This is a genomic window from Faecalicatena fissicatena, assembly GCF_016900595.1.
Classification (GTDB): domain Bacteria; phylum Bacillota; class Clostridia; order Lachnospirales; family Lachnospiraceae; genus Claveliimonas; species Claveliimonas intestinigallinarum.
In genome coordinates this window covers 178,684-199,671 of sequence record NZ_JACLYY010000005.1, presented here as the reverse complement: position 1 = coordinate 199,671, position 20,988 = coordinate 178,684, and the positions used below count along the sequence as shown (strand labels likewise).

The window sequence follows — 20,988 nt, the reverse complement described above, 5'->3', positions numbered from 1 at the left end:
GGGGACTGCGGTTGATCCTGTCCAGGATCTGCTGGTCTGTGAAAGGATGTGCGTGCATGAAACTTCTACCTCCTCTGCTCCTGCGGTGCCAGGATGATGCGACAAGGCTCTCCTGAGCAGGTGGATTATTTACAAAAATAGTACCACAAGAAAAAGAAGGATATCAACAAAGTAAAAGTTAACCATTTTGGCACAAAAGACAGACCTGTTATTGTTTCCTTGCTGTCATTTCTGCGCAGTCTGCCGCAGGAGAGACTGAGAAGAAAAACTGTGATGTAAAGAAGAGAAATGGACACTTTTCAGAAATCCTCATGCAGAATGGCCTGCACAGGCTTTTTCGTCCTGGGAAGCCAGAACTGGACGAGAGGTCCGGTTAGAAAGACGGCGGCCACAGTCCCCGCGCCCACAGTGCCTCCGAGCAGGAAGCCAAGCACTACAAAAAAGAGGTCGCAGCCTACGCGCACCCACCGAAACTGGACGGAGGGGAGGCGGTCGGACAGGATCACGGCCACCAGGTCGTTGGGGCCGGTGCCTGCGTTGCTGTTGATGACAATGGACATGCCGGCTGACAAAATGACGCATCCCAGGAGCATGCTGGCGATGCGGACAGCCATGTCCGAAGCGCCGTTGATCCAGCATCCCAGAAGCCAGGTGAACAGATCGATGATGGGGCCGCCGCAGAAAGCGCAGACAACAGTGCCCGGCTTTACATAGCCTTTCGTGCCAAGCAGCATGAGGATCATGAGGATGCAAAGGACAATGACGTGGACGGTTCCCACCGTGAGGCCGGACAGACGGGACAGTCCCTGGATGAATACGGTGAATGTATCTGTGCCGAGCTCTGACAGGAGAAAGAGCGTTACTCCAAGATGAGCAACGGCGAGTCCTGCCAGCAGGATGGACAGCGCTTTTGCCCAGTCGGCAGCGGTTCTCCCTGAGGTGTCAGATGCAAATGTTTCCTTTTTGTTTTCCATGATCTACGCTCTCCTGATAGAAAATATTTTTTTCTATAATAAAGCAAAGTGGGGAGATCCCGCAACTGTATTTTGGAGCGGACAGGACCGGGACGCGTTTTGGACAAACTTTAGACAGCGAAAACCCGCTGGCCTTTCGGCCGGCGGGTTTTCGTCGTTGTTATAGTTATCTAAAGGAATGAGAGTAAAGTGCAACACCAAAGGTTTCCGCCCTGGTGCCTTACTTTATGAGGGGGGAGATAGTTGACTGTTGATCAACTATCTGACTGTTATTATAGGGAACAGATATGTCTAAAATATGACCGGTCTCTAAAAAAATCAGAAAGTTTCTTAATAGAACCTTAAGTTTTTATAATCTGTATGTTTAGAATTAAAAAAATGACAAATATCGAAAGTTTTCGCTCTATTCATTACCTTTTATTATAGCACGAAATGCTGTAAAATCAAGGGATTTATGGCAATGAGGCTGTAGCGCTAAGGGAGTGAACAAAAAAATAATCAGCCACCCGGGTGGGCGCCTGATTACTTTTTCTGCCCGGCTTCGGCAAAGCTGTGAAGCCTCTGATAGATTTTCAAGAGCAGATAACGGGAGTCGAACCCGCCTTTCCAGCTTGGGAAGCTAGCGTCATACCGATAGACTATATCTGCATATTTCCAGTATAACAGCTTTTGTAAAAAAATCAAGCGGGTGATGGGAATCGAACCCACGTATCCAGCTTGGAAGGCTGGTGTTCTACCATTGAACTACACCCGCGAACGAATGTTATCTTATCATAGAAAAGGCCAAAATGCAAGGGAAAATATGAAAATCTGTGCAAAACAGCAAAAAATACAAAGTCCGGAATAGATGCAGGGGATCTGTGTGACGACATCACAGAAAAAAAGCCGGAAATGTGCTAACATTATACTGATATGAGCGAAAAGAGATACGGCAGTGAAATGCTGGCGGAAAGGAGAGATTGACATGAAGGTTGTGATCGTAGGGGGAGTGGCAGGAGGAGCCACGGCGGCGGCCAGGATCCGCAGACTGGACGAGGAGGCGGAGGTGATTGTATTCGAGAGATCCGGATATGTCTCCTATGCGAACTGCGGCCTGCCCTATTATATTGGCGGCGTGATCGGGGAGGCATCGGAGCTGACGTTACAGACTCCGGAGAGCTTCTGGAGCCGCTTCCGCATTGACATGCGTGTGCGCCATGAAGTGACGGCTATTCATCCGGAGTGCAGGACTGTGACTGTCCGCAGCCTGGACAGCGGGGAAAGCTTTGAGGAGAGCTACGACAGACTTCTCCTTTCACCTGGGGCAAAGCCCATTCTGCCCCGGTCGGTGGACGCGGGAGTGCCGGGGCTGTTTACCCTGCGCACTGTGGAGGATACGCTGCGGATCCGGACATTCATAGAGAAAAATCATCCCAGGTCAGCGGTTCTGGCCGGCGGCGGGTTCATCAGTCTGGAGCTGGCAGAAAATCTCCGGGAGCTGGGGATGGATGTCACCATTGTCCAGCGCCCCGGGCAGCTTATGAAGCCCTTTGACCCGGATATGGCCTCCTTTATCCATGCCAGGATGAGAAAGAACGGTGTAAAGCTGCTGCTGGGACACGCAGTGGAAGGAGTGGAGGAAAATGGCGGCAGCCTTCGGGTTCTCCTGAAGGACGGCAAGGCTCTGGCGGCAGACATGACTGTTTTTGCACTGGGAGTCTCGCCTGACACCCATCTGGCAAAGGAGGCCGGATTGAGGCTGGGCCTGAAGGACAGCATTGTCGTAAACGACCGGATGGAGACATCTGTGCCGGACATCTACGCTGTGGGGGATGCGGTGCAGGTCACACAGTCTGTCTCCGGAGAGGATGTGCTCCTCTCCCTGGCAGGCCCGGCCAACAGACAGGGGCGCATTGCGGCGGACAACATCTGTGGCGGCGACAGCCGTTACAGAGGCTCCCAGGGATCCTCCATCATCAAAGTGTTTGATATGACGGCGGCTGTCACTGGGATTAATGAGCAGGCGGCAGAGAGAGCGGGCATCAGAGCTGACAAGGTCTACCTCTCCCCGGCCAGCCATGCGGGCTACTATCCCGGCGCCAGGACGATGATCATGAAAGTAATCTATGAAAAGGAGACCTGCCGTCTGCTGGGAGCCCAGATCGTGGGATATGAGGGGATAGACAAACAGATCGACGTGCTGGCCACGGCCATAAGCGCGGGGATGACAGCTACCCGGCTCAAGGATCTGGATCTGGCCTACGCGCCACCCTACTCTTCGGCCAAGAGCCCGGTCAATATGGCCGGCTTTATCATCGAGAATATAGCAGACGGAAGGCTGAAGCAGTTTCACTGGCACGAGGCAGACACGTTGCCGAGGGACGGGAGTGTGACCCTGCTGGATGTGCGCACAGAGCAGGAGTACGGGGCCGGACATATAGACGGATTTTGCAATATTCCTCTGGATGAGCTGCGTGAGCGGATAGGCGAGCTGGAGCAGGGAAAGCCGGTTTACGCCGTATGCCAGAGCGGTCTGCGCAGCTATATTGCGTGCTGTATTCTGTCCCAGAAGGGATTTGACTGCTATAACCTTTCAGGAGGATACAGGCTCTACAGAAGTGTGCGTGAGGATTGTGGCTGTGCGGATGAGTCATTTCCGTGCGGTATGGACAGGACAGTATCCCGGTAGAGTGGTGCTCTGTGGCTGGAAGCGCACATATGACAGCGTGCATATGCCGGCGCGCATATGGGGCAGTATACATCTGATGTGATGGGAAAGAAAAGCAGGAAGGGAGGAGGGCCCATTTTGCTTCGGTTATTTTAAATGCCCTGTAAGAATATCGACGAATTCACCAGTCGTAGGTTTGCTGAAAAGAGGGCAGGGAGAAATGGCCTGCAAAAGATTTTTGTTTCCTCTTTCCCAGCATACGGTGATGACAGTGCGCAGGTCACGCTCCACACTTCCGGCGCTTGTGTGGCAGATCTCTGCGATTTTAGGATATAGTAGCTTGCTGATGCCGAGCAGGTAGTCTTCGTCTTCAAGGCAAAGTGAAACCGCAACGATCAAATATCTATATCCCCTATAGGTAGCACCAATTCCAAGAGAACGCACAAGGTATTGAATATCTTTCATTTCAGCGATAACTATAACTCCCTTCCTGCCTGGCAGAACTCCACATGCTATATTATCGGAAAGCAGCCCGCTTCTAATTATAAACGACATTATTCGACATTCTACGATAAAACAAGACGTATTTGTGAACCTTTTGACGGGAATGACATATACTGATCATGAACAGAAAAAAAGGCGGTGGCTCTGTGAGTATTTTTGGAATAGACGTGAGCAGATTTCAGGGAAATATTGACTGGGCGGAGGTAAAGCGGGCGGGCGTGGAGTTCGCTATGCTCCGGGCGGGATTTGGCAGCGGGAGCATTGATGTCCAGTTTCGCAGGAACGCGGAGGGGTGCTGCGCGGAGGGCATCCCTTTCGGCGTTTACTGGTTTTCCTACGCCTATACGCCTGATATGGCGCGTCAGGAGGCGCGCCAGTGCCTGGAGACCATAGAGGATTACAGGGTGGAATACCCGGTGTGCATCGATTTTGAGCAGGATTCAGTCCGGTACGCTCAGACAAAAGGCGTCACAGTGACAAAGGAGCTGGCCACCCGGATTGTAGAGGAGTTTTGCGGGGAGGTGGAGGACAGGGGGTATTTTGCCATGTACTACAGCAATCTGGACTTTCTGGAGCGGATGTTCGATGAAAGACTCCGGGAAAAGTACGCCCTCTGGTTCGCCAGATACGCCCGCGAGCCGGGCATTGACGGCATTGCCATGTGGCAGTACACGGAGAGCGGGAGCGTACGTGGGATCGCCGGGGACGTGGATCTCAACCGGGCCTTCTACGACCTGGCGGAGGTGATCCGAAGGAGAGGGCTGAACCATCTAAAATGATTTCATAATTTCTTAAGAATTTCCCCAACTGCCTCTTAAAAAATCCCTGCTATTCTTGTAATATGTAAGGGAGGTGATAGAAGATGGCAAAAATATTAGTATGCGACGACGATAAAGAGATCGTGGAGGCAATTGACATATATCTGACACAGGAGGGCTATGAGGTGCTGAAGGCCTACGACGGGCAGGAGGCGCTGAAGGTGCTGAAGGCCAACGATGTGGACCTTCTTGTGATCGATGTCATGATGCCCCGTCTGGACGGGATCCGGGCGACGCTGAAGATCCGGGAAGAGAACAATATTCCCATTATCATCCTCTCTGCAAAGTCCGAGGACGCGGATAAGATCCTCGGACTCAATGTGGGGGCGGACGACTATGTGACAAAGCCGTTTAATCCGCTGGAGCTGGTGGCCAGGGTGAAATCCCAGCTGCGCAGATACACCCAGCTTGGGAGCACGGCAAAAGAGACAGACGCGGCAGTGTACACGACAGGGGGGCTGTCCATCAACGATGATCTCAAGGAGGTGACCGTGGATGGGGAGCCTGTGAAGCTGACACCCATTGAGTACAATATTCTGCTGCTTCTCGTGAAAAATCAGGGCAAGGTTTTCTCTATCGAACAGATTTATGAAAACATCTGGAACGAGGATGCCATCGGAGCGGACAACACAGTGGCGGTGCACATCCGTCACATCCGCGAGAAGATCGAGATCAACCCGAAGGATCCCAGATACCTGAAGGTGGTCTGGGGCGTGGGCTATAAGGTGGAGAAGCTTTAGGAGGGAGAACGTATGAATAAATGGTATAAATCGGCTCCCATAAAGGGAGTCCTGCTTCTGGTTCAGCATGTGCTTGTGGTCCTGGCGGTCATAAGCCTTGTGTGGCTGGCGGCCTACCCGGGCATGGCCCAGGATATTTTTTCAGGGAAATCGGAGGCCAGCTACGCCCGGTCAGAGGGCTTTGGGCAGCAGGCCTACTACGACTCACAGAATATACTGAACGCTCTGGCAGACAAGGGGGACCTGGAGACAGACGGGAAGCTGGATGAAAACAAGCTGGTGGACATCCAGACCCTCTACGACACGGGAAACATTTCAGGGGAAAATGAAAACGGACTGGCGTACACGATCCACGACCTGGTGGACTGGAGAGATAAGCTGAACAGCGGGGATCTCTCCTCCGGCGACAACATGTCCTACAACAGCGGGGAGAACTCCATCGTGGTATGTCAGAGGCCGGACGGCACGTACGAGTACTACTATTATGAGGAGCTGAAGAGCCTGATCGACTCCGGGGAGCTGTCTTTTATGACAGACCCGGACACAGGAGTCACATCCGAGGATGTCATGAACTACCTGCGGGACGGCACCCTGTACGAGGGGGACGGCCTGGGCACGGTGGTAGACCGGAACAATCAGGTCATCTACCGCACCATCTGGAACTATGACGGCTTCTGGATCCAGGAGGGGCCCAGCCCGGACGGAGTCCAGTCCATTCTGGATATAGTGAACAGTGACGAGCGTTGGAACGGAAAGCTCTACGAGGCCTACTCGGAAATCTACTCGGCTATCGACCTGGTGTCACAGAAAATGGACAATTACGAGGCGGCAGGCGATGCCTGGGAGGAGGGAAACACAAATCTTACCTATATATATGCGGACACCGCCTCCGGGACAGTGAGCACAAACAGAGCGGCGTTTGCGGACTATGACAGCCTGGAGGACAATATCCAGAAGCTGAAGGAAGAGGGAAGCTACACGGTAGTTCGCCCGGCCCTGGCCGACTTTGACAGCAATATGAGCGGCGTAGAGGGAAACAGCTGGAGACACACCGTGGAGAACATGGGTCCCGCAGGAGATCATTTCGTGTATGCAGTGGGCATCAACACCGACTATCCGGTGCAGGACAGCTACTATGTACAGAACCAGCGGTATGAGAAATACGCGCCGGCCATCCAGGGTGTGATCGCCATGGGCGTCCTCTCAGTGGTGGGAATTCTGGGCATCCTTGTGTGGCTCACTATTGTGGCCGGCCGCACAAACAGGGACGAAGAGCTTCACCAGAATTTCTTTGACCGGATCAAGACCGAGCTGGCGGCAGCGGTGACTGTCATAGCCTGGGTCTGCCTGGTATACCTGGTCACCAATGTCTATGGACCTTTTGTGGGAGTTGTCTACCAGGGAGACGCGTCCTACTATTACACAGAGACCGCATTTGATATCAACGTGCCGGATGTGGTGGTGGTATCCCTGATCGCGGTGCTCAGCTGCGCTGTGTTTATGATCGGCTACCTGAGCCTGGTGCGCAGGATCAAGGCGGGCACCCTCTGGAAGAACAGTATCATCAGATGGCTGTGCGGCTTTGTGCGGAAGGTGATCCGCCATATGAGCGAGGTGTGGCGGATCGTGGTGGCGCTGCTGGCAGTGCTCTTTCTACACTTCCTGGTGCTGGAGTCCGGAGGAAGCGTATTCCTCTTCGCACTCCTCATGTTCGCGGTGGATGTGCTGGTGGCGGTCTACATGATCCAGCAGGCCATCGGAAGAAACAGGCTGGGAGCCGGGATCGAGAAGATCGCGGCCGGCGAGGTGGACTACAAGATTCCCCTGGACGGTCTCAAAGGCGGACAGAGAGACATTGCCGGGAAGATCAATACCATCGGCGCGGGGCTTGACGCGGCTGTGGAGGCCAGCATGAAAAACGAGAGGCTGAAGACAGACCTGATCACCAACGTGTCCCACGACATCAAGACGCCTCTCACCTCCATCATCAACTACGTGGACCTTCTGAAGAGGGAGAATTTCACGGACCCGAAGATACAGGGCTATCTGGACGTGCTGGAGGCAAAGGCACAGAGGCTGAAGACGCTGACAGAGGACGTGGTGGAGGCGTCCAAGGTGAGCTCCGGAAATATTTCGCTGGAGTACATGAACATCAACCTGGTGGAGATGATCCAGCAGACCAGCGGGGAGTTCGAGGAGAAATTCGGCGCCAGGGGGCTGAAGGAGGTGCTGACCCTTCCGGAGGAGGAGGCTATCATCCACGTGGACGGACGTCGCATGTGGAGAGTGCTGGAGAATATTTACAACAACGCCGCCAAATACGCCATGGAGGGAACCAGGATCTACGCGGACCTGACAGTGGATGCGAAGACTGTGACCTTTAATCTGAAAAATGTGTCTGAGCAGCCCCTGAACATTGACGCGGATGAGCTGACCGAGCGCTTTATCCGGGGCGATGTGTCCCGGAGCACCGAAGGGAGCGGGCTGGGACTTTCCATCGCCAAATCCCTGACCGAGATGCAGGGAGGCACATTTACACTGTATCTGGACGGAGACCTCTTCAAGGTGACCATCACCTTCCCGAGGGTGACAAAGGATGGGGCCCCGGAGGGCCAGGGGGCAGCGCCGGAGCAGTAAAAGCAGCATAGTGAGAGATCAATGGGGACTGGTATTTTCTGAAAAAAACCGGTCCCCATTTACTCATTTCCCATCTTGCGCTATAATATGGCTATGGAAAATTTAAGAGTACTATTTGAAGAAAATTTAAATACAGATTTTATCTCCGCCACCCTCAGCAGTCCAAGGACAAAGGGCGGCGCGGTCAAAGTGAAGGTGCGCCCCCTGCTGAAGAAGGGCACACTTTTCTTTCAGTTGGAGGCGTTTAAGGGGAACCAGGCGTTTCACCGGAACCTGCCCGCCGATGAAGCCTGCGCGGCGCTGCTCCTATATATGGAAGAGATGAAGCAGCTCCAGATGGAGACGCGGCAGGCGTCCGTCACGGCGCTGGTGAGCAAAAAGGGAAAGGTCACCGTAAAGAAGAAGGCCAGAAAGGAGCCGGCGAAGAAGGCTGACCTGTCTCACAACAGGCAGAAGAGATACATCCTCGAGGAGGGGGTGCCTGTTCCCTTTCTGGTGGATCTGGGTGTCATGACCGGGGAGGGGAAGGTGGTTCACGCGAAATTCGACAAGTTTCGCCAGATCAACCGTTTCCTGGAGTTCATTGAAGATATCCTGCCCCGGCTTAAGGACCGGGCCGGAGACGGCAGGGAGCTGACGATTCTCGATTTTGGCTGCGGGAAATCTTACCTCACATTTGCCATATACTACTACCTTCACGAGCTGAAGGGATACGACATACGGATCATCGGCCTGGACCTGAAGAGGGACGTGATCCGCCGATGTAATGAGCTGAGCGGGAAGTACGGCTATGAGAAACTGCGGTTCCTGGAGGGAGATATTGCAGACTACACCGGCGTGGACCGAGTGGACATGGTGGTCACTCTACACGCCTGCGACACGGCCACGGACTTTGCCCTGGCCAAGGCCATCGGCTGGGACGCGAAGGTGATCCTGTCCGTGCCCTGCTGTCAGCATGAGCTGAACCGCCAGATTAAGAGCGATGTCCTGGAGCCGGTGCTTAAGTACGGCCTGATCAAAGAGAGGATGGCCGCCCTGGTGACAGATGCCCTGCGGGCCCAGTACCTGGAGAGAGAGGGCTATGAGACTCAGATCCTGGAATTTATCGACATGGAGCACACGCCGAAAAACATACTGATCCGGGCTGTGAAGACCGGAAGGAAGGGAAGCAATGAAGAGAAGCTGCAGATGTGCGAGGAGGCGCTGCACGTGCGTCCCACGCTTGGAAGGCTGTTAGATACGAAGTCAGAAAAAGAGCAAGGAGCAGACAGATGAAGAGACGCCTGATACACGCGGGCATACTGGCCGCCGTCTTTGTCGTGGCGGTCATCGTGTTCAGCTACGTGACCAACAGAGGAAACAACAATATGACAGCAGACCTGGGGAGCGCCACTTTGCCCTCTGTGTCCTTTGCCTGTCAGGGATATGAGGTGAACTATCTGACCGGTTACACCCAGGAGATGGATGTGACCACCATGCGGGACAGCATCACTCCGGTAATCGACCAGACACTGGAGATGCATATCCAGACCTACGATGCCCGTGTCCGGTCTTTGGACTACGAAGTATACACCCTGGACGGCTCCAGTCAGCTGTCCCGGGAGAGTGTGGATGAGCCCCAGGAGACGGTGAGCCTTACCTTTGACGGGGGCCTTCTGACGGAGGAGCGGCTCCTTCTTCTGACTCTCCATGTGGACGATCAGGAGGTTTACTACTATACGAGAATAGCGGACGGGGCAGAGTTCTCCCTTCCGGAGTGTCTGAAATATATTTCCGACTACCATGTAAATGCCATGGGAAAGGTGGAGAATGTGGGTGTGGGAGCAGCCCTTGAGCCGACCGGCGAGGAGGGGACGAACTTTTACCACGTGACCATCCACTCAGACTACGACCACGTGTCCTGGGGAAGCCTGCAGCCGCAGGTGACAGGGACTGAGAGGTGGAAGATCACTGAGTCGAACTCTACATACACCTCGGTCATCCTGGAGTACCAGGTGCAGTGCGCAGGGGAGGAAAATGAGCGGGATCTCTACACAGTAAAAGAATTTTTCCGGGTGAGAAATGCCTCCGGAACCATGTATCTTCTGGACTATGACCGGACTATGGAGCAGATCTTTGACCCCACCCAGACGGTGCTGAGCGAGAAGGGGATCCTTCTGGGGATTACAGATCCCGACGTGCCCTATCTTGTCAGCGAGGAGGGAAACCGGGTGGCCTTTGTCCAGGGAGGAGAGCTCTGGTACTACAATCAGGAGGCGGACGAGATGTCCCTTCTCTTCAGCTTTATGGACTCGGAGAGCAAGGATATCCGAAATCTCACAGATGAGCATGAGATCCGCCTGCTGCGCATGGATGGGGACGGAAATGTCACCTTTGCGGTCTGCGGCTACATGAACAGAGGCTCCCATGAGGGGGAGGTGGGAGCGGCCATCTACTATTATCAGGCAGAGCAGAACAACATCGATGAGAAGGCCTTTATTCCCAGCAGCAAGTCCGCCGCCGTGGCGTCGGAGGAGCTGGGAAAGCTGGTATACTACAGCGTGGACCGGGAGATGCTCTACGTGCTGGCGGGAGGCACGCTCTATGAGATCAATATGGAAAACGAGGAGCAGACAGTCCTTGCGGAGGGGCTGGAGGAGGGACAGTATGTCACCTCCGACGACGGGCAGCTGGCAGCCTATCAGACAAGCGGCACTCTGTACGAGGCTTCGGAGGTCACGGTCATGGACCTGGAGATCGGGAAGAGCTACACGGTGCAGGCTGATCAGGATGCCTCCATCCGGCCTCTGGGATTTGTGAACACAGACTTTGTGTGCGGCATGTCCAGACAGTCTGACGCGGGGCGCACGGTCTCCGGCGAGGAGGTGTACCCCATGTATAAAGTGGAGATACGCAGCAGCGCCAAGAAGGTGCAGAGGACTTACCAGTCGGACAGCGACTATGTGCTGAGCGTGGAGGTGTCCGGCGGCATGATCAACCTGGATCGGGTGGTGAAGAGCGGGGACTCCTACACACAGATCGCGGCCAGCCAGATCACCAGCAATGCGGAGAAAAAGGAGAGCAATATCTCACTTGAGTCCTATGTGACAGACCTGAAGGAGACCCAGATGAGGCTCACCTTTGCGGACGGCATCCCCGACAGAAACCCCAAGGTGCTGAGGCCCAAGCAGGTGCTCTACGAGCAGCCGGCTCAGGTGGCCTTTGAGGAGACCGGTGAGGGGGATGTGTACTATGTGTACGGGACAGGCCGTTTCCAGGGCAGCTACGACAGGGCCGGGGATGCCATCGTGAAGGCGGACGAGGTCAGCGGCGTGGTGGTGTCCGGAGACCAGAAATACGTGTGGGAGAGAGGAAACCGGTATCTGGAGTACCTCATCACGGACAGGGATGACGCGGTGAACGCTCTTCGGGAGAGACTGGCCGGGGGCGCCTCCGCTGTGGACGCCGTACAGGAGGTGCTGGGCGGACAGACCCTGGACCTGACCGGATGCACCACGGAGGAGATGCTGTACATTGTCAACAACAATATGCCTGTGGTGGGCGTCGGGGGGGACGGTAGCTCCGTCATCCTCATCGGCTACGACCAGTCCTATGTGACCTACATAGAGACGGCCACGGGAAACAGGACAGCCATCTCCTATGAGCAGATGGACAGCCTCCTGGCGGGGAGCGGGCGCACATTTATCAGTGCGCTGGAATAAGAAAAAAGAAGAGATAAACGAGGCGCAGGCCATCTGTGTGGATCACAGAACGGCCTGCGCCTCGTTTGTATTTTTCTATCTTTTGAGCATTCTGAGCAGGAAACGGCAGCGCTTCAGTCTACATGGAAGCGGCTCTGGGAAACAGTGTGTTCCGGTAGCGGTTCAGCGCATAGTAGACGATCAGTCCCAGAATTGTACAGGAAATCACCTCGCCAACGCCAACTGTCAGCATCAGGAAGGGCAGCGGCAGGTTCACGCCATAGGCGATCCGGAGCACCAGGGGGACGATGACTACATTGGAAATGATGGGAGGCAGTGTGCCGATGACCGGTCTGCGGCTGCGCAGCAGCCAGGTGAACACGGCTCCGATCAGTGTGGCCAGGCTTCCGAAGATAATGTCCGGAAGAAGCGCTCCTCCCACCACATTTCCGAGCAGGCATCCGATGAAAAGTCCCGGGATGGCCGCCGGTGTAAAGAGGGGCAGGATGGTCAGCGCCTCCGCGATCCGCACCTGGATCTCCCCGAAGGAAATCGGTGCGAAAATGTAGGTCAGCACCACGTAGATGGCAGCGATCATGGCTGCCTGAGTCATAAATGCTACATTCTTGTTCTTCATATTCAGTTCTCTCCTTTAGTTTTGTTTTACGAGTGGAAGGTCTCGAACACTCGGCACATTTTACGGCGGTGACCGCCGGCAGACCTTGAAAGACCTTGGTTTTATGCGGGTCTGCAACGTGGGATAGTATAGCATGACGGCAGTGGGAAATCAAGAGAAGTACCAAAAAAGTACCAATAAGAAAGAAAAGCTGCCCCGCCAGTGATGGCATGGGCAGCAGTTTGCTACTTAGATATCTATTGAGCTAAAATCAATGGTTAGATCATCATAGATCCCGGCTTTGACAGCTTCAGAGAAAGTATATTCTGCGGTATCGTCGGACTCAAACGAATAAACCATGATCCTGTTTTTCTCTGGATCAACAATCCAGTATTCACGAACTCCGGCAGTTCGGTATTTGAACAACTTGGTATAGTAGTCCATCCGCCTGCTGCCTGGAGAGACAATTTCGATAATCCAGTCCGGAGCACCTGTGCAGCCTTTGTCTGTGAGCTTGTCAGAGCTGCATATAACGCTTATATCCGGCTCGACATAGTTTTTATCGTCTTCGTTCAAAAACACGGCAAATGGGGCGATATCGACCTCACAGGACCCTCCTTTTTTGTCGATATAGTCCGCAACCTTACGATAGAGAGCGCCAAGTATCTGCTGATGTTTTCGTGTGGGAGGCGCCATCATATACATCTGGCCGTCAATCAGCTCCGCCCGTTGTCCGTCAGGCAGGGCATAGATATCTTCAATGGTATACTCTTTGTTCTGTTGCAGTAATGGCATAATAACACATCCTTTCATGGTGAGAGTGTTGACGGTTGTGAGAGGGCTATTCTTCATCATCCCAAAAGGTTTCGCCAATCTCGTTTTCATGAAGCGCTAAAATAGCCCGTGGAAAAAGAATAAATAGTAAAAAAGAATATTATTGTTCCCGCTTCATCCGTTCATCAATGGCCTTTTTGATATAACCGTTCACAGACTCCCCGGTTTTATCGGCCGCTGCTTTAATCTCCTCATACTTCTCTTTTTGAACGTCTAAGGGGATGCGCTTAAGTCTGGACTTTTTATAATCGTATAAGTATTCTTTTCTTTCTTCAGATATCGGCACTGTTTCACCTGCTTTCTTCGCTGATGATTTGAAGGTATCTTTAAAATAGAGATACCTTCTTTACCTTACAATAAAAGTATATCATAAAACCAATGATGTGTACACTACAAAAATATGCAAAATTATGTACCCAAATATGAATTTGTCCACAATCCACAATGTTCAGATGCGTTTACAGAGCAGCCTGCCCTTCCCCTCTCCAACCTTTCCCCCTGCCAGGAGATATTTTTTCAGATTTCTCTGAAGGGAGGTGTCCTCGGGCAGGTCAGCGAAAGAAATGTCCGGGCGCTTGTAGACCCATGTGAGAAAGGAGTCCGGATCCGGGAACACGTCTGTCACCTCGTATTCATCCTGGAAGGAGCGGATCCTGGAGCCCTCTGGCAGACATCCCTTCAGGGCAGGACTTAAGAGCCAGGAGGTGCAAAGGAAGGGAGCACCCTCGTATGCGGGGAAAAAACGGGCGATAAAGTCCCGCGCCATATCATAGGAGCGGTGGCGGGTCTCCGGGGATAAATCCGCGTCCGAGGGGATGTGGACGTGGACCGCTTTATCTTCTCCGTCCTCTGTCAGTTCAAATTCCAGCGTGCCCAGGCGGAAGAGCCGGGCGGCCAGCTGTCGCATGGTCCAGAAGTCCCGGTCAAATCCGAAGACGCCGTAGCTTTCCTGGTGTTCATTTATAAAGCGGGTAAAGCATTTCAGAGTTTCAATGTATATATCGCCGGAAATGCCAAGGGACTGATAGGAGCGCCAGGTTTCCCCGCAGCAGATGAGCATAAGGGTGAGGATTTTTATGCCAAGAGGGTCCTCGCCGATCAGCGCTTTCAGCCGCACCAGGGCGCTGTCCCAGGTAGCGGTGGTGAGAAGCTCCTCAAGCAGGGGACGGGCCTGGGGGAGGAGGTCTGTGAACTCCTTTGAGGACTGTATAGAAAGGACAGCGTCTGTGATCTCCGGGGGAAGGCTGATGGAGTGACAGAGTTCGGTAAGCTGAGTTGGTGATAAGATTTTCATAAAGGTACCTGCTTTCTTGTTTCCTGCTTTTGAGTCTAACACATACTTCTGCAAAAAGAAAGGAGGCCGGGACTTCTGCCAATCCTTCCTTTTAAAACTGCTATCGGTGTGCTATAATGTTTGAAAGTGCTGAAAAAAAGATATAGATATCAGAAGGAGTAAATGATCATGAAGCTTACAACAGTCAGAGAATTATATAAGAACACGGAGGCCTTCCTGGATAAGGAAGTGACCGTGGGCGGCTGGGTGCGCAGCATCCGGGACTCCAAGACCTTCGGGTTCATCGTGGTAAATGACGGGTCCTTCTTTGAGACCCTGCAGGTGGTGTACCATGACACCATGGACAATTTCGCGGAGATCTCCAGACTGAACGTGGGAGCTGCTATCATCGTGAAGGGAACCCTGGTGGCCACACCCCAGGCAAAGCAGCCCTTTGAGATCCAGGCGGAGACGGTGGAGGTGGAGGGCGCTTCCGCGCCGGACTACCCGCTCCAGAAGAAGCGCCACAGCTTTGAATACCTGCGGACCATCGCCCATCTTCGCCCCAGGACGAACACCTTCCAGGCTGTGTTCCGGGTGAGATCCCTGACAGCCTACGCCATCCACAAATTCTTTCAGGAGAGGGGCTTTGTGTATGTGCACACCCCGCTGATCACGGGAAGCGACTGCGAGGGAGCAGGGGAGATGTTCCAGGTGACCACCCTGGACCTGAACAATGTGCCCAGGAAGGAAGACGGCACGGTGGACTATTCCAAGGACTTCTTTAACAAGGAGACGAACCTGACAGTCAGCGGCCAGCTCAACGGCGAGACCTTTGCCCAGGCTTTCCGGAATATCTATACCTTCGGCCCCACATTCCGGGCAGAGAACTCCAACACTACAAGGCATGCGGCGGAGTTCTGGATGATCGAGCCGGAGATGGCTTTTGCGGACCTTGATGACAACATGGATCTGGCGGAGGCCATGCTGAAATATGTCATTAACTATGTGCTGGAGAACGCGCCGGAGGAGATGAACTTCTTTAACTCCTTTGTGGACAAGGGACTCCTGGACAGGCTCCACAATGTGGTGTCCTCCGAGTTCGCAAAGGTGACCTACACAGAGGCAGTGGAGCTCCTGGAGAAAAACAACGACAAGTTCGAGTACAAGGTTTCCTGGGGAACAGACCTGCAGACAGAGCATGAGCGCTACCTGACTGAGGAGGTCTTCAAGCGCCCTGTGTTTGTCACAGACTATCCAAAGGAAATTAAGGCATTTTATATGAAGCTGAACGATGACGGAAAGACCGTGGCGGCTGTGGACTGCCTGGTGCCCGGCATCGGCGAGATCATCGGCGGCAGCCAGAGGGAGGACAATTACGAAAAGCTGGCGCAGCGCATGAAGGAGATGGGCCTGAAGGAGGAGGACTACGGCTTTTACATGGACCTGAGAAAATACGGCTCCACCCGCCATTCCGGCTTTGGGCTTGGATTTGAGAGGTGCATCATGTACCTGACAGGGATGGGTAACATCCGCGATGTGATCCCCTTCCCCAGGACAGTGAACAACTGCGACCTGTAAGAGGGAGACGGGACAGGCAGAGCGGATTGACAGGATAAAGGAAAGACAGCAGAGAAGGAATGACGAGGGGAACATCACACATTCACCGGAGATGGGGGAGCGCCGGGAAGGCGCCTCTCCTGCCGAAGGGGAGAATAAGGAGGTTCACGAAAGTATGAATATCGTAGTAGTGGATGACGAGCGGGAGATCGCCGATGTCATCGAGCTGTATCTGCAGAACGATCAGTATACGGTCTACAAGTTCTATACAGGGCAGGAGGCCCTGGACTGCATCTTTGAGAAGAAGATCGACCTGGCCATCCTGGATGTGATGCTGCCGGACATTGACGGGTTCCAGATTTTGAAGAAGATCCGGGAGAAATACACCTTCCCTGTGATCATGCTGACGGCTAAGACCGAGTACATGGACAAGATCACAGGGCTCACCATGGGAGCTGACGACTACATACCCAAGCCCTTCAACCCGCTGGAGCTGGTGGCAAGGGTGAAGGCCCAGATCCGCCGCTACACCCAGTACAATGACGGTGGGAAGGAGCCGGGGGAGATCATTGATTTCGGCGGGCTTCTCCTGAACCGGACGTCCCATGAGTGCATTTACAACGAGGTCCCTCTCACACTCACCCCCATAGAGTTTGACATTCTCTGGCTCCTGTGCGAGAACAGGGGCAAGGTGATCAGCTCCGAGGAGCTGTTCGAGAAGGTGTGGCACGAAAAATATTACAAAAACAGCAACAACACGGTCATGGTGCACATCCGGCATCTGCGGGAAAAAATGAGTGCGCCCACTGGAACTTCAGACTTTATCAAGACAGTATGGGGAGTAGGTTATAAAGTTGAAGAGTAATTACAGAAAATTAAAATTCAGTATTCTGCTGCAGACAGTGCTGGTGACAGCACTGACGGTACTTGTTGGCGGCTTTCTTCTGAATTACGTGATTGACGGGGTATACAACGACAGCTTTGCGACTACATTTGTGGATATCCTGACAGCCTTTCATGTGGAAGAACAGACCGCCATTGATTTATATTGGAGCCTGATCGGGGATAACAAAGTGTTTTTCATGATCGTTGGGTTCCTCCTTTTGTTTGCCCTGTTTTTCTATGTGGCCCTGTCCAAGATGACTAAATATCTGGACCAGGTGGGGGACGGTATCGAGAATATTATCTCCGAGTCCACAGAGCCCATCCACCTGATCACGGAGCTGAAGCCCATTGAAATCCGGCTCAACGAGATCAAGGCTACGCTGAAGAGGCAGGATCTGGAGGCCATAGAGAGCGAGAAGAAGAAAAATGACCTGGTGCTCTTCCTGGCCCATGACCTGAAGACGCCTCTCACCTCCGTGGTTGCCTACCTGGCCATGCTGGACGCCCACCCGGACATGCCGGAGGCGGAGCGGGCAAAGTATATCCACATCTCCCTTGAGAAGGCTATAAGACTGGGAGAGCTGATCAATGAGTTTTTTGACATTACCAAATTCAATCTCCAGGACATCGAGCTGGAGCCGGTGGAGCTGAACCTGTCCATGATGCTGGAGCAGATTGCGGACGAGCTCTACGGCGTTCTCCAGGAGAAGCAGCTCACCTGCGAGGTGGAGACGGAGGACGGACTGGTGGTGTACGGGGATCCGGACAAGCTGGCCCGGGTCTTTGACAACATCCTCCGGAACGCCATAGCCTACTGCTATGCGGGGACGACCATACAGATCAGCGCCTGCAGAAAGAATAAGGATGTGGAGATTATATTTTCCAACAGGGGAAAGAAAATTCCGGGCACAAAGCTGCAGACTATCTTTGAGAAATTTTACCGCCTGGACGACTCCAGATCCAGCGAGACCGGCGGGGCAGGGCTTGGCCTGGCCATAGCAAAGGAGATCGTGGAGCTTCACGGGGGCAGGATCATGGCCAGGAGCGACGACGAGAAGACACAGTTTATCGTGACGCTGCCGTCTGAAAAAGAGCAGGAGGAAAAGGAAGAAAATGAAGTTCATACACATCGCGGACGTGCATTTAGGGGTGTCGCCCGAGGCAGGAAAAGCGTACAGCGGGGAGCGAAGCGGAGAAATCTGGGAAAGCTTTCGAAGACTGATAAGAGTGTGCAAAAATGAGGCGCCGGATCTTCTCCTGGTGGCCGGTGATCTGTTTCACAGGCAGCCCCTCCTGCGGGAGCTGAAGGAGGTGGACGGCCTGTTCGCCTCCCTGGAGAGGACGCAGGTTGTTCTCATCGCGGGAAATCACGACTATATGCGCAGGGACTCCTACTACCGGACTTTTCAGTGGAGTGCCAACGTGCATTTCCTGGGCTCGGCGAGTGTGGAGGCTGTGGAGCTTCCCGCCCTTGAGACGGCAGTGTACGGGTGCAGCTACCACGAGAGACAGATCCGGCAGCCCCTCTACGACAGCGCGCCAGCGGCCGGGAGACAGAGAAGAGAGATCCTTCTGGCCCACGGTGGGGACGCAGACCACATTCCGGTAAGCAGGGAGGCGCTGGCCGGCCTGGGCTACGACTATGTGGCTCTGGGGCACATCCATATGCCTCAGGTGGTCATTCCGGGTCTGGCAGCCTACGCGGGGGCGCTGGAGCCAACGGACAGGAATGACACCGGGCATCACGGCTACATACAGGGGGAGATCACGGAGGATGGCTGCCGCTTTTCCTTTGTCCCCTTTGCATCCCGGGAGTATATTCACTGTGAGGTGGAGGTGGATCGCCGGACAACAGGCGCGGGTCTGGCGGATCTGATCTGGAAGAAGATTGAGGAAAACGGAACACAGAACATGTATAAGTTTCTTTTAAAAGGGTATCGTGACCCTGATATCCTCTTTGATCTGGACGCCCTGGACAGGCGGGGGAATATCATCGACATCGTGGATGAGACAAAGCCGGCCTGGGACCTGGAGAAGCTGTACAGAAACAATAAGAACAATCTGATCGGCAGATATATAGAAAGCTTTTCCGGAGCGGAAAAGGACAGCGTGGAATACAGAGCGCTCTTTGAGGGGATCAGCGCTCTCATGGAGACAAGAAGGGGAACAGAATGAAAATTCAGAAGCTGGAACTGAGACATTTCGGAAAATTCAGAGGCAGGACCATCCTGCTGGGGGACGGCATACAGCTCCTTGGCGGGGAGAACGAAGCCGGGAAGACCACCGTCCACACCTTCATAAAGAGCATGCTCTTCGGCATGGAGAGAGGCCGGGGCCGGGCGGCGGCGGGCGACACCTTCAGCCGGTACGAGCCCTGGGACGGGGACGGTTTCTACGGGGGAGCCATAGAGTTCACCTGCGGGGGAAAGACCTTTCGGCTGGAGCGAAGATTTGACCGGCAGGCCAGGAGGGCGGAGCTTGTCTGCCTGGATGACGGAGAGCGTCTGTCTCTGGAGGACGGGGATCTGGAGATGATCCTGCCAGGGCTGGAGGCTGACAGCTATGAGGACACGCTGTACATCAGGCAGTCCGGCGCCCGGACAGGACAGAAGCTGGCAGCGGAGCTGAAAAATTTCGCCGCAAATTATTCTGTTTCCGGAGATACAAGGATTGACCTTGCCTCTGCCCAGGAAGTGCTTCGGGACCATGAAAAAGCTCTGGACCGGCAGGCCAGGGATTACACCCGGGAGCGCCAGCGCCGCCGGGAGAAGATCGAGCAGGAGGCCTCCTACGTGTGGCGGGATATCCACCGGCTGGAGGAGGAGCTGGACCGGGTGCAGGAAGGACTGGAGCTGAAGAGGATCAAGGAAGAGAATGAGAAGAAGGAGAGCGAGAAGCGGATGATCGACGAGCTGCGCCCGGCGAGATGGCGGATCCATCCCCTTGAGGTGGCAGGTATCATCCTGGCGGTGATCATTCTCTTTGTCCTCATCCCCCGGCCCTGGAATTATGCCACATCGGTTGTGGCGGCTCTGGCAGGCGGGATCTATATCTGGAACCGCATGAAGGTGGAGAAGAAGCGGCAGAAGACAGTCCCCGAGCTGATGCTGGAGGAGATCACCCCGGAGGAGGAGCTGGCCTCAGCGGAGAAGCTGCTCTGGGAGCAGCAGCATCTGGAGGAGGAGAAGAAGGAGAAGAAGATCCAGTATGAGAACCTTCAGGAGGAGCTGACGGAGATGGGCGAGCTGGACAGCATCTACAAGGAGCAGGAGAAGAAGAGGGCTGCCCTGGCCCTGGCCCATGAACGGCTCTCCCAGGTGGCCCGGGACATGCAGACCCAGGTGCGCCGGGATCTGAACGGGGCTGTCTCCGGGATTATTCAGGGCATCACAGGAGGGAAGTACACCAGGCTGCTGGTGGAGGAGGGGGCTCAGCTTGTCCTCTTCCAGGACGGCCGCAGGATTTCCATGGGACAGGTGAGCCGGGGGACTGTGGAGCAGGCCTACCTGGCCCTCCGGCTGGCGGCGGCAGATCTTCTCTACGAGGAGGAGTATCCCCTGATCCTGGATGACGTCTTTGCCAGCTATGATGACCGGCGGCTCGCCAACACTCTTCGATGGCTGTCGAAGAACAGGGAGCAGGTGCTCCTCTTTACCTGCCACAGCCGGGAGGAGGAGATCCTCCGCCGGGAGTCCATCTCCTTTGACCGGATCGATCTTCCCTGATATCCCGCGGGGATCATCCCGTGACGGACAGAAGGGAAGTCATAGAAATGTAATGTATGGAAAAAGACAGGTTCTGTTTCCCGATGCCGAATTGT

The 20,988-nt window shown here is 54.2% G+C and carries 17 protein-coding genes and 2 tRNA genes; 11 read left to right on the top strand and 8 right to left on the bottom strand.

The genetic code is table 11. From position 1 onward, the window contains the following. Positions 1 to 299 precede the first annotated feature (299 nt). The 3 genes from H7U36_RS07120 to H7U36_RS07110 form a co-directional block, all read right to left on the bottom strand. The gene (locus H7U36_RS07120; protein ID WP_205155917.1) at positions 300 to 974 is read right to left on the bottom strand and encodes a YczE/YyaS/YitT family protein; all 675 of its coding nucleotides are present in this window, start codon (positions 972 to 974) and stop codon (positions 300 to 302) included. A gap of 577 nt (positions 975 to 1,551) precedes the next feature. After that, positions 1,552 to 1,622: transfer RNA gene (locus H7U36_RS07115), tRNA-Gly, on the bottom strand. Between the two features lie 35 nt (positions 1,623 to 1,657). Next, positions 1,658 to 1,728 (bottom strand) — tRNA-Gly (locus H7U36_RS07110). A 210-nt stretch (positions 1,729 to 1,938) separates the two neighbouring features. On the opposite strand from H7U36_RS07110, the gene H7U36_RS07105 reads away from it, so the two are divergent. After that, the gene (locus tag H7U36_RS07105) at positions 1,939 to 3,642 is read left to right on the top strand and encodes an FAD-dependent oxidoreductase (RefSeq protein WP_205155916.1); all 1,704 of its coding nucleotides are present in this window, start codon (positions 1,939 to 1,941) and stop codon (positions 3,640 to 3,642) included. Between the two features lie 126 nt (positions 3,643 to 3,768). Here H7U36_RS07105 and H7U36_RS07100 read toward each other — a convergent pair whose 3' ends face one another. Further along, positions 3,769 to 4,176, bottom strand: a complete 408-nt coding sequence (locus H7U36_RS07100; RefSeq protein WP_242842830.1) for a sporulation initiation factor Spo0A C-terminal domain-containing protein — start codon at positions 4,174 to 4,176, stop codon at positions 3,769 to 3,771. Positions 4,177 to 4,244: 68 nt separating this feature from the next. On the opposite strand from H7U36_RS07100, the gene H7U36_RS07095 reads away from it, so the two are divergent. The 5 genes from H7U36_RS07095 (at position 4,245) to H7U36_RS07075 (ending at position 12,021) form a co-directional block, all read left to right on the top strand. Further along, on the top strand, positions 4,245 to 4,904 hold the full coding sequence (locus H7U36_RS07095) for a glycoside hydrolase family 25 protein (protein ID WP_207750579.1): 660 nt from the start codon (positions 4,245 to 4,247) through the stop codon (positions 4,902 to 4,904). A gap of 83 nt (positions 4,905 to 4,987) precedes the next feature. Next, positions 4,988 to 5,683 carry a response regulator transcription factor gene (locus tag H7U36_RS07090; protein ID WP_033125769.1) on the top strand — a complete coding sequence of 232 codons (696 nt, stop codon included), beginning with the start codon at positions 4,988 to 4,990 and terminating at the stop codon, positions 5,681 to 5,683. A 12-nt stretch (positions 5,684 to 5,695) separates the two neighbouring features. Next, positions 5,696 to 8,320, top strand: a complete 2,625-nt coding sequence (locus H7U36_RS07085) for a sensor histidine kinase (protein ID WP_205155915.1) — start codon at positions 5,696 to 5,698, stop codon at positions 8,318 to 8,320. 93 nt (positions 8,321 to 8,413) lie between these two features. After that, on the top strand, positions 8,414 to 9,595 hold the full coding sequence (locus H7U36_RS07080) for a class I SAM-dependent methyltransferase (protein ID WP_205155934.1): 1,182 nt from the start codon (positions 8,414 to 8,416) through the stop codon (positions 9,593 to 9,595). Further along, the gene (locus H7U36_RS07075; protein WP_205155914.1) at positions 9,592 to 12,021 is read left to right on the top strand and encodes a hypothetical protein; all 2,430 of its coding nucleotides are present in this window, start codon (positions 9,592 to 9,594) and stop codon (positions 12,019 to 12,021) included. Before H7U36_RS07080 ends, H7U36_RS07075 begins: the two co-directional genes overlap by 4 nt. 118 nt (positions 12,022 to 12,139) lie before the next feature. Here the strand turns inward: H7U36_RS07075 and H7U36_RS07070 are convergent, their stop codons facing one another. The 4 genes from H7U36_RS07070 to H7U36_RS07055 form a co-directional block, all read right to left on the bottom strand. Beyond that, entirely contained in the window at positions 12,140 to 12,637 is a 498-nt protein-coding gene (locus tag H7U36_RS07070) for a QueT transporter family protein (protein ID WP_205155913.1), read from the bottom strand. Between the two features lie 228 nt (positions 12,638 to 12,865). Next, complete coding sequence (locus H7U36_RS07065) at positions 12,866 to 13,411, bottom strand: Uma2 family endonuclease (RefSeq protein ID WP_033125790.1); 546 nt, start codon at positions 13,409 to 13,411, stop codon at positions 12,866 to 12,868. A 139-nt stretch (positions 13,412 to 13,550) separates the two neighbouring features. Next, positions 13,551 to 13,736, bottom strand: a complete 186-nt coding sequence (locus H7U36_RS07060) for a hypothetical protein (protein WP_205147784.1) — start codon at positions 13,734 to 13,736, stop codon at positions 13,551 to 13,553. A 162-nt stretch (positions 13,737 to 13,898) separates the two neighbouring features. Further along, the gene (locus H7U36_RS07055; protein WP_205155912.1) at positions 13,899 to 14,744 is read right to left on the bottom strand and encodes an acyltransferase domain-containing protein; all 846 of its coding nucleotides are present in this window, start codon (positions 14,742 to 14,744) and stop codon (positions 13,899 to 13,901) included. Between the two features lie 168 nt (positions 14,745 to 14,912). Here H7U36_RS07055 and asnS point away from each other — a divergent pair, with 168 nt between their 5' ends. The 5 genes from asnS to H7U36_RS07030 all read left to right on the top strand — a co-directional run bounded on the left by asnS (position 14,913) and on the right by H7U36_RS07030 (position 20,893). Further along, positions 14,913 to 16,304 carry an asparagine--tRNA ligase gene (gene asnS / locus H7U36_RS07050; protein ID WP_033125833.1) on the top strand — a complete coding sequence of 464 codons (1,392 nt, stop codon included), beginning with the start codon at positions 14,913 to 14,915 and terminating at the stop codon, positions 16,302 to 16,304. A gap of 154 nt (positions 16,305 to 16,458) precedes the next feature. Continuing rightward, positions 16,459 to 17,148 (top strand): VanR-ABDEGLN family response regulator transcription factor, encoded by a 690-nt coding sequence (vanR, locus tag H7U36_RS07045; RefSeq protein ID WP_033125834.1) that lies wholly within the window; start codon positions 16,459 to 16,461, stop codon positions 17,146 to 17,148. Then, positions 17,138 to 18,409, top strand: a complete 1,272-nt coding sequence (locus H7U36_RS15395; RefSeq protein ID WP_033125796.1) for a sensor histidine kinase — start codon at positions 17,138 to 17,140, stop codon at positions 18,407 to 18,409. Before vanR ends, H7U36_RS15395 begins: the two co-directional genes overlap by 11 nt. Beyond that, a complete protein-coding gene (locus H7U36_RS07035; RefSeq protein WP_205155933.1) occupies positions 18,306 to 19,343 on the top strand; it encodes a metallophosphoesterase family protein in 1,038 nt (345 codons plus the stop codon). The genes H7U36_RS15395 and H7U36_RS07035 overlap by 104 nt, the downstream gene beginning before the upstream one ends. Continuing rightward, positions 19,340 to 20,893 carry an ATP-binding protein gene (locus H7U36_RS07030; protein ID WP_205155911.1) on the top strand — a complete coding sequence of 518 codons (1,554 nt, stop codon included), beginning with the start codon at positions 19,340 to 19,342 and terminating at the stop codon, positions 20,891 to 20,893. Before H7U36_RS07035 ends, H7U36_RS07030 begins: the two co-directional genes overlap by 4 nt. The last annotated feature ends 95 nt before the right edge of the window (positions 20,894 to 20,988 follow it).

What these genes read in the sequence shown, in the direction of transcription:
- H7U36_RS07120 (WP_205155917.1), bottom strand. Translation starts at nt 974, where the DNA reads ATGGAAAACAAAAAGGAAACATTTGCATCTGACACCTCAGGGAGAACC.
- H7U36_RS07105 (WP_205155916.1), top strand. Translation starts at nt 1,939, where the DNA reads ATGAAGGTTGTGATCGTAGGGGGAGTGGCAGGAGGAGCCACGGCGGCG.
- H7U36_RS07100 (WP_242842830.1), bottom strand. Translation starts at nt 4,176, where the DNA reads ATGTCGTTTATAATTAGAAGCGGGCTGCTTTCCGATAATATAGCATGT.
- H7U36_RS07095 (WP_207750579.1), top strand. Translation starts at nt 4,245, where the DNA reads ATGAACAGAAAAAAAGGCGGTGGCTCTGTGAGTATTTTTGGAATAGAC.
- H7U36_RS07090 (WP_033125769.1), top strand. Translation starts at nt 4,988, where the DNA reads ATGGCAAAAATATTAGTATGCGACGACGATAAAGAGATCGTGGAGGCA.
- H7U36_RS07085 (WP_205155915.1), top strand. Translation starts at nt 5,696, where the DNA reads ATGAATAAATGGTATAAATCGGCTCCCATAAAGGGAGTCCTGCTTCTG.
- H7U36_RS07080 (WP_205155934.1), top strand. Translation starts at nt 8,414, where the DNA reads ATGGAAAATTTAAGAGTACTATTTGAAGAAAATTTAAATACAGATTTT.
- H7U36_RS07075 (WP_205155914.1), top strand. Translation starts at nt 9,592, where the DNA reads ATGAAGAGACGCCTGATACACGCGGGCATACTGGCCGCCGTCTTTGTC.
- H7U36_RS07070 (WP_205155913.1), bottom strand. Translation starts at nt 12,637, where the DNA reads ATGAAGAACAAGAATGTAGCATTTATGACTCAGGCAGCCATGATCGCT.
- H7U36_RS07065 (WP_033125790.1), bottom strand. Translation starts at nt 13,411, where the DNA reads ATGCCATTACTGCAACAGAACAAAGAGTATACCATTGAAGATATCTAT.
- H7U36_RS07055 (WP_205155912.1), bottom strand. Translation starts at nt 14,744, where the DNA reads ATGAAAATCTTATCACCAACTCAGCTTACCGAACTCTGTCACTCCATC.
- asnS (WP_033125833.1), top strand. Translation starts at nt 14,913, where the DNA reads ATGAAGCTTACAACAGTCAGAGAATTATATAAGAACACGGAGGCCTTC.
- vanR (WP_033125834.1), top strand. Translation starts at nt 16,459, where the DNA reads ATGAATATCGTAGTAGTGGATGACGAGCGGGAGATCGCCGATGTCATC.
- H7U36_RS07030 (WP_205155911.1), top strand. Translation starts at nt 19,340, where the DNA reads ATGAAAATTCAGAAGCTGGAACTGAGACATTTCGGAAAATTCAGAGGC.